The organism is Nonomuraea sp. NPDC050691 (assembly GCF_040654455.1).
GTDB lineage: Bacteria > Actinomycetota > Actinomycetes > Streptosporangiales > Streptosporangiaceae > Nonomuraea.
The window spans coordinates 1-7,750 of sequence record NZ_JBFAIA010000272.1; the positions used below are offsets into that span (position 1 = coordinate 1).

Sequence of the window (7,750 nt, forward strand, 5' to 3'; positions counted from 1 at the left end):
AGCGGCCGGGCAGGGGGGCGGCGGCGTGCGCGGGGGCGGCGGCCGTGGAGCGGCCGGGCAGGGGGCCGGTCATGCGGACGGCACCCCGACCCTCATGCCCTCGGCGAGTCCCGCGCCCTCGACCTCGACGCGGCCGCCGCCGAACGCGCCGGTCCTCACCCCGACGATCCGCGTCGCGCCGCCCTCGACCACCTCGACGCCGAACCCGCCCTCGCGCAGCGCCAGCAGCGCCTCGATCGGCACGGACAGCACCCCCTTGTGCCGCTCGCTCTCCATCTCCACGTCGACCGGCGCCTGGTCGAGGCGGGTCTTCGGCGTCTTGGCCAGGGTGATGTCGACGTCCACGGTGACGTTCCGGTCCTGGCCCTGGCCGCTGGTCTCGGCGACCGTGCCGACCGAGGTGATCCGGCCGGAGACGCGCTCGCCGCCGGGCAGCTCCACGGTCACCTTCGCGCCCTTGCGGGCGAGTGCCTGGTCGTCGGCGTCGAGGTCCACGTGGACCAGCCGTCGCACGCCGCTGACCGTCATGGTGCGGCGGCCCGGGGCGAGCCGGTCGCCGACCTCCACGGCCGCGTCGGTGACGCGCACGAGCGACGGCAGGAACACCACCTGCGACGCGTCCACCCGCCCCGTCTCGGGCAGCCCCCGGTCGTCCTGCCACTCCTTGACCGCGAGGTGGGTGGCGTAGCTGTAGTGCTCGTCCACCGTGAGGTAGTCGCCGTAGCCGAGGGCCTTGAGGTTGCGTTCGAGCTGCTCGACGTCCGGGCCGTCGTCGATGCCCTGGCGCAGCTCCCGGTACAGCGGCAGCTTGCCGTACATGAGGACGACCGGTTTACGGTCGGCCGACAGCAGCTTGTGGCCGCGGCGCACCACGGAGCCCTCGGCGGCCACCCACGTCACCGTGCCGGACGCGCCGGTGGTGATCTGCCGCTCGCCGGAGTAGGTGAGCGCGCCGGTGACGGTCTTGGTGTCGACGAGGTCCTGGCGGGTGATCTCGGCCGTGGCCGGGACGGCCTTCGGCGCCGGGTCCGCCGCGCCGGCGCCGCCGTCGCCCAGGACGGCCACCGCCGTCCACGCGGCGGCGACGGCCAGCGCGCCCGTCCCGGCGAGCGCGAGCCCCTTTCTCATCGGGGGCCACCGCCGGGCTCGAACTCCTTGCACGCCTCGTGAGCGGCCTTGACCTTCTCCTCGGACGTCCCGGCCGGCACGTTGATCTCGATCCGGCCGTCGGACGGGTCCTTCATGTCGATGCCGTGCTCGCGCATGCACTGGGCGAACTTCAGCGCGTTGTCGCGGGCCTTGGGGTCCATCTTGCCCTTGGCGTCGCCGATCGCGGCCTCCATGAAGTGCCCGCACGCCTTCTGGGCCTCCTGCATCTTGGCCTCGTCACCCTTCCTGGACTTGATGCGGATCCCGCCGCCCGGCTCGGGGTCGTCCATCTCGACGCCGTGCTCGCGCATGCACTGGGCGAACTTGAGCTGCGCGGTCCTGGGATCCATGGAGGCGGAGGCGGACGCGCCGGGGCTCGCCGTGGCGCCGCTCGCGCTGACCACGCCGTCCGAGGCCGGCGCCTTGGCGGCGCACGCGGTCAGGGCCGCCGCCGCGCAGACGGTCGCCAGCAGGGGTCGTACGTTCATCGTCGTCTCCTTCACGGGCGCCGCCGGTCGTTCGCCGCGGCGCGAGGCTCACTTCAGCGAGGCGGGTGCTAAACGGCGATAAGCCGTGCGGGCCGCGGCGTCAGGCCCCGGCGCTTATCCGCCGCTAACACCCGATCCGCCACTGTCGTGGCGGGACGGAAAGGGGGCCCGGGATGCGGGTGCTCGTCGTGGAGGACGAAGAGGAGCTGGCCGACGCCATCGCGCGCGGGCTGCGGCTGCACGCCATCGCGGTCGACGTGGCCTACGACGGGCAGGAGGCGCTGGAGCTGGCCGCGTACGTCCGGTACGACGTCGTGGTGCTGGACCGCGACCTGCCCGAGGTGCACGGCGACGAGGTGTGCCGCGAGCTGACGGGCGGGGACGGGGCGGGCCGGGTGCTCATGCTGACGGCGGCCGGGCGGGTGCGCGACCGGGTGGACGGGCTGACCCTGGGCGCGGACGACTACCTCATCAAGCCGTTCACGTTCGCCGAGCTGGTGGCGCGGATCCGGACGCTGTCGCGGCGCTCCCGGCGGGGCGGTCCCGCGCCGCTGGAGCGGGCCGGGGTGCTGCTGGACCCGGGCCGGCGCACGGTCACGCGCGACGGGCGGCCCGTCGCCCTCAACCGCAAGGAGTTCGACGTGCTGCACGCGCTGCTGCGCGCCGAGGGGCGGCTGGTCACCTCGGCGGAGCTGCGCAGGAGCGCGTGGGACGAGCACGCCGACGCGGCCAGCGGGGTGCTGCGGGTGACGCTCACCTCGCTGCGCCGCAAGCTCGGCGCTCCCCCGCTGATCGAGAACGTCCCGGGCCAGGGGTACCGGCTGTGAAGGCGTCCAGGGCGCGCGGGACGGCCCGTCTCAGGGGCCCGTGGCGGTCGCGGCGCGGCGCGCCGGGCCGGGTCCGACCGTGGCACCGGCTCGGGCTGCGCGTACGGCTGACGGTCCTGTACGGCGGGCTGTTCTTCCTGGCCGGGTCGCTGCTGCTGTGGTCCACGTACCTGCTGACCGCGCGGGCGCTCAGCCAGCAGTTCTCCGTCGGCTTCACGAAGATCGTCACCAACAGGCAGATGTCCGTCCTCCCGGCGCCGTCCGACGACGTGATGTTCCAGAAGACCACCGCGGACGTGCAGCAGCGGGCCGCGACCGTCCTGGCGGACATGCTGCGCTCGTCGGTGCTCATCATGGTGCTGCTCGGCGTCCTCGCGGTCGTGCTCGGCTACCTCGTCGCCGACCGGGCGCTGCGCCCGCTCGACCGGGTCACCGAGACGGCCCGCAGGCTGTCCGAGAGCAACCTGCACGAGCGGATCGCGTTGGAGGGGCCGCCCGACGAGGTCAAGCGGCTGGCCGACACCTTCGACGCGATGCTGGACCGGCTGCACCACGTGTTCGAGGGGCAGCGGCGCTTCATCGCCAACGCCTCGCACGAGCTGCGCACCCCCCTCGCCATCAACCGCACCGTGCTGGAGGTGTCGCTGGAGGAACCCGCCGCCTCCGAGGACCTCAAGGCGCTGGCCCGGGCCCTGCTCGGCACCAACGCCCGCTACGAGCGGCTCATCGAGGGCCTGCTCCTGCTCGCCCAGTCCGAGCAGGAGCTGGCCGTGCGCAAGACCGTGGACGTCGCGCAGGTGGCGCGCACCGTGCTGGACCAGCTCGACCTGGCCGGGCGCAAACGGCCCCTCGCCCTGCACGCGGACCTGCGGCCGGCCCTCGCGGCGGGCGACCCGCTCCTCATGGAACGCTGCCTGTACAACCTGGTGGAGAACGCGGCCAAGTACAACGTGCGCGGCGGCCAGGTATGGGTCCGGGTGCGCCGCGAGGACGGCCACGCGGTGGTCACGGTGGACAACACCGGGCCGGCCGTCCCGCCGTACGAGGTGGAAGACCTGTTCGAGCCGTTCCGGCGGCTGCAGGGCGACCGCGTGCGCTCGGCGCGCGGCTCGGGACTGGGGCTGTCCATCGTGCGGGCCATCTGCGACGCGCACGGCGGCTCCGTCGCCGCCGAGGCCCGGCCGGAGGGCGGCCTGGGGGTCACCGTGCGGCTGCCGGAGGCCACCCCCTGAGCGGGCGTGGGATCCTGGGCCGGTGCTTCCCCCCATCGGCGAGCTGCGCGAGCTGGTCGCCTCCCGCCTGGCCGCCTTCCCCCGCCGCGAGGCGCCGCCCGCGCCCGGCGTCCGCCGCGCCGCCGTCACCGTGTGCGTGCTGGAGGACGACGCCGGAGCCCCGTACACGATCCTGATCCGGCGCTCCCCGCACGGCCGCAACGCCGGCCAGTGGGCGCTGCCCGGCGGCCGGCTGGACGACGGCGAGCGGCCGGTCGAGGCGGCGCTGCGGGAGCTGGCCGAGGAGACCGCGGTCCGCGGCGTGGACGTGGCGGGGCTGCTGGACGACTACGTCACCGACTCCGGGTTCGCGATCACCCCGGTCGTGGCGTTCGGCGGCCGGCAGCGGCCCGTGGCCGACGCCCGCGAGGTCGCCTCGGTCCACGCCGTCCCGCTCGAACGCTTCCTCGCGCCCGGGGTGCCCCGCTGGACCGCCGCCGGGCTGCTGCAGATGCCGCTGGGCCCCTCGATCGTGGTCCACGCGCCGACCGGGGCGATTTTGTGGCAGTTCGCCGAAGTGGCGCTACGTGGCCGTGACCTGCGGGTCTTCGACGTCGCACAGCCGGACTGGACCAGGACCTGACCGAATCTTTGGGCCCGATGGAATACGCCCCACCGGATGTCCGTTAGAGTCGAGTGGCCGATGTGGTCTGTGTCCCCCGGGCCGCAAATTACCGCCTTCACGGAATACCGTTCGGCTGGAGCCGTGTTGTGCACCTCGCCGAGGAGGCGACCGCCACATCGGCCTTAACAGCTTTACCAGGCGCCCCGGCCTCGGCCGGGGCGCCTGCTCTATGGTGGGGTGGCCGACCGACGATCCGCCAGGAGAGCCCCTTGCTGTACGAAGTGGTCAAGTTCGCCGCCACGCCGCTCGCCCATGTGATGTGCCGCCCGCACATCTCCGGCGCGGTGCACGTGCCCAGGACGGGCCCCGCGATCCTGGCCGCCAACCACCTGTCCGTGCTCGACTCGTTCCTGCTGCCGGCGCTGCTGCCGCGGCCGGTGACGTTCGTCGCCAAGAACGAGTACTTCTCCGGCAACCCGGTCGCGGGCTGGTTCATGCGCCTCGGCAACAGCGTGCCCGTCGACCGTGAGAGCGCCCACGCCGCGCAGACCATGCTGGACGCGGCCACCGAGGTGCTGGAGCGCGGCGAGCTGTTCGGCATCCACCCCGAGGGCACCCGATCCCCCGACGGCCGTCTCTACCGGGGCAAGATCGGCGTGGCCTGGCTGGCCCTGCGCACGGGCGCGCCGGTGCTGCCCGTCGCGCTCAGCGGCACCGAGAAGGTGCTCCCGGTCGGTGCCAAGGTGCCCCGCCCGGCCCGGATCGGCATCAAGATCGGGGCGCCGATGACGTTCGAGGGCGACCACGCCAACGCCCGTGACCGCAGGAGGGTCACCGACGAGATCATGGCCGCCATCCAGCGGCTCTCGGGCCAGGAGTACGTGCCCGCGTACGCCTCCAGCGTCAAGGCCGCGTCGAACGGGTCCGAGGCGAACGGATCCAGCTCGAACGGATCCGGGTCCAACGGGTCCGGGTCGAACGGGTCCGCGGCCGGAGCCGGAGGCGAGGCGGCCACCTCCAAGATCGTCACTTCGGACCCGGTGGACGGCGCGCGCGGCTAAGCTCGGGGACCCAGCAAGCGCTGCCGAGGACCAGGGGGCTGACCAGTGGCGCGTGGCCGTACCATCGCGATCGTATCCGGCATCACCGTGCTGGCAGTGGGCGCCGCAGGGGGCGGCGCCTACTACCTGCTGCACACGCGGGGCACGCCCGCCGAGACCGCCCGGCGGTTCGCCGCCGCCTGGCAGTCGGGCGACACCGCCGCCATGCGGACCCAACTCGCCGCCCAGCAGCCGCTGACCGCCTACGACCAGATGCGCACCGCCCTGGCCGTCGAGTCCACGCAGGTCAAACTGGGGCAGGTCACCGAGTCCGACGACCGGGCCCGCGTGCCGTACACCGCGACCCTGAAGCTGAAGAACATCGGCGACTGGACCTACCAGGGGCGGATCGACCTCAAGGTCGCCGACCGCGCCTGGAAGGTCGACTGGACCCCGGCCACGCTCCACCCGTCGCTCACCTCCGGCGCGTCGTTCACGATCAAGACGCGCTGGCCGGACCGCGCGCAGATCACCGACGCCGACGGCGGGCGCATCGACGACGGCAAGGCCGGCGGCTCGGTGCAGCAGCTCGTCGGCTACCTCGACAAGGCCACCAAGAAGGACGTCGCCAAGCTCGGCAGCGCCTACAAGGTCGGCCAGGCGGTCGGCCGGGGCGGGTTGCAGGAGACGTTCCAGAAGCAGCTCGCGGGCACCCCGACCACCGAGATCCAGGTCGGCGGCAAGACCCTGCACACCATCGAGGGCACCGACGGCGAGAAGGTGAAGACCAGCCTCGACCCGCGCGCCCAGGCCGCCGCCGTCGCCGCGGTCAAGGACGTCGACAAGCCCACCTCCATGGTCGCGATCAAGGCGAGCACCGGTGAGATCCTGGCCGTTGTCAACAACGTGGGCGGCTTCAACCGGGCACTCGACGGCCGCTACCCGCCCGGCTCCACGTTCAAGGCGGTGACGGCGATCGGGTTGCTCGCCGAGGGCGTCACCCCCGGCGACTCCGTCACCTGCCCCAAGTACGCGACCGTGGGCGGTCTGAAGATCCGCAACTCCGAGGAGGAGGAGTTCGGGTCGCTGTCGTTCCTCGACTCCTTCGCCCACTCCTGCAACACCACGTTCGCGCCGATGGCCGAGCGGCGCCTCGGCGCCGACAAGCTGCTGGAGACGGCCGAGTCGGTCGGCTTCAACCAGCCGCTCAACATCGGCGTGCCCGCCACCAAGGCCAGCATGCCGCGCGCCCAGTCCGACGCCGAGCTGGCCGCCGAGGCGTTCGGGCAGGCCAGGATCACGGCGAGCCCGCTGTCGATGGCGTCGGTGGCCGCCGCCATCGCCGACGGCACCTGGCGCCCGCCGACGCTCGTGCCGGGGCTCTCCCAGAAGGCCGAGGAGCACCCGCTGCCCGACGGGGTCAAGGACGCGATGCACTCCCTGACCGCCGCCGTGGTCACCAAGGGCACCGCCAAGGGCGCGGGCCTGCCGTCCGGCACGCACGGCAAGACCGGCACGGCCGAGTACGGCACCGGCGAGAAGCTGAAGACGCACGCCTGGTTCATGGGGTTCAAGGACGACGTGGCGTTCGCGGTGGTGGTGGAGGGCGGCGGCACGGGCGGCAAGGTCGCCGCACCGATCGCCGCCGCCTTCCTGCGCGGCCTCTGACCGGCCTGTGACCTGAGGCGGGGCCTCCGTCAGGACGCTTCCACCTCAGGCCAGGGCGGGCTCAGGTCAGGGCGGGCTCAGGTCAGGGCGGCCTCAGGTCAGGGCGGGCTCAGGTCAGGAAGCGCTCGATCTCGCGGGCGACCCGTTCGGGCTTGCCTCCTCTGGCGGCGTTGCCGGTGGCCTCGTGGCCGACGCCCTGGAGCACCACCCGCCGGGCGTCCGGGAGGACGCCCTCCAGGGTGGTGAGGGCGCGCTTCAGGTACGCCGGACTCCTGGTGCCGCCGAGCAGCAGCACCTCGGCCCGCAGCTCCCGCAGCCGGGGCACGAGGTCCGCCGTCTCGGCCACCAGCAGCCCGTCGTGGCGGATCGTCGGGGCCAGCTCGCGGAAGCCCGCCTCCTCCCCGTTCCCGTCCCGCTCCTGGCGGGCGATGAACGCGGTGGTGAGCCGTTCGAGCAGCCGGCGGGGCATCAGCCGGGAGCCGGGCGGCCCCAGGCGGGCGGCGAGCATGCCGGTGACGAGCGCGGCTTCGATCCGCCCCTCGGCGATCTCCCGATCGAAGCGCGCGATCCAGTCCGGGCTGTTCGCCCCGTCGAGGCCCAGCGGCGGCTCGAACGCGACGACGCGGCGCACGTCGGGCCGGGACAGCCCGGTGAGGAGAGCGAGGATCGCGCCGGCGCTGACGCCGACGACGTCGCGGGCCCCGGTCACGTCGAGCAGCGCGCAGACGTCCTCGACGTCTGC

General features: G+C 73.6%; 8 protein-coding genes. 5 read left to right on the plus strand and 3 right to left on the minus strand.

Annotated features, from left to right (window positions below; translation table 11 throughout):
• Nucleotides 1-69: 69 nt before the first annotated feature.
• Together AB0H81_RS42750 and AB0H81_RS42755 are read right to left on the minus strand one after the other, a co-directional pair.
• Nucleotides 70-1,128: a peptidoglycan-binding protein gene (locus AB0H81_RS42750; protein ID WP_358387600.1), complete on the minus strand. Its 1,059-nt coding sequence runs from the start codon at nt 1,126-1,128 to the stop codon at nt 70-72.
• A complete protein-coding gene (locus tag AB0H81_RS42755) occupies nt 1,125-1,637 on the minus strand; it encodes a hypothetical protein (RefSeq protein ID WP_358387603.1) in 513 nt (170 codons plus the stop codon). The genes AB0H81_RS42750 and AB0H81_RS42755 overlap by 4 nt, the downstream gene beginning before the upstream one ends.
• 173 nt (nt 1,638-1,810) lie before the next feature.
• Here AB0H81_RS42755 and AB0H81_RS42760 point away from each other — a divergent pair, with 173 nt between their 5' ends.
• The 5 genes from AB0H81_RS42760 (at nt 1,811) to AB0H81_RS42780 (ending at nt 7,008) form a co-directional block, all read left to right on the plus strand.
• On the plus strand, nt 1,811-2,464 hold the full coding sequence (locus AB0H81_RS42760; protein WP_358387605.1) for a response regulator transcription factor: 654 nt from the start codon (nt 1,811-1,813) through the stop codon (nt 2,462-2,464).
• Complete coding sequence (locus tag AB0H81_RS42765; RefSeq protein ID WP_358387608.1) at nt 2,461-3,696, plus strand: HAMP domain-containing sensor histidine kinase; 1,236 nt, start codon at nt 2,461-2,463, stop codon at nt 3,694-3,696. Before AB0H81_RS42760 ends, AB0H81_RS42765 begins: the two co-directional genes overlap by 4 nt.
• 22 nt (nt 3,697-3,718) lie before the next feature.
• Nucleotides 3,719-4,318: a CoA pyrophosphatase gene (locus AB0H81_RS42770; protein WP_358387611.1), complete on the plus strand. Its 600-nt coding sequence runs from the start codon at nt 3,719-3,721 to the stop codon at nt 4,316-4,318.
• Nucleotides 4,319-4,569: 251 nt separating this feature from the next.
• Complete coding sequence (locus AB0H81_RS42775; RefSeq protein WP_358387614.1) at nt 4,570-5,361, plus strand: lysophospholipid acyltransferase family protein; 792 nt, start codon at nt 4,570-4,572, stop codon at nt 5,359-5,361.
• Between the two features lie 96 nt (nt 5,362-5,457).
• A complete protein-coding gene (locus AB0H81_RS42780; protein ID WP_358387617.1) occupies nt 5,458-7,008 on the plus strand; it encodes a penicillin-binding transpeptidase domain-containing protein in 1,551 nt (516 codons plus the stop codon).
• A gap of 109 nt (nt 7,009-7,117) precedes the next feature.
• On the opposite strand, the gene AB0H81_RS42785 is transcribed toward AB0H81_RS42780, so the two are convergent.
• On the minus strand, nt 7,118-7,750 hold a 633-nt coding region (locus AB0H81_RS42785), incomplete at its 5' end, for an alpha/beta hydrolase (RefSeq protein WP_358387619.1).

Coding starts and splice junctions, on each gene's coding strand:
- AB0H81_RS42755 (WP_358387603.1), bottom strand. CDS start 1,637: ATGAACGTACGACCCCTGCTGGCGACCGTCTGCGCGGCGGCGGCCCTG.
- AB0H81_RS42750 (WP_358387600.1), bottom strand. CDS start 1,128: ATGAGAAAGGGGCTCGCGCTCGCCGGGACGGGCGCGCTGGCCGTCGCC.
- AB0H81_RS42760 (WP_358387605.1), top strand. CDS start 1,811: ATGCGGGTGCTCGTCGTGGAGGACGAAGAGGAGCTGGCCGACGCCATC.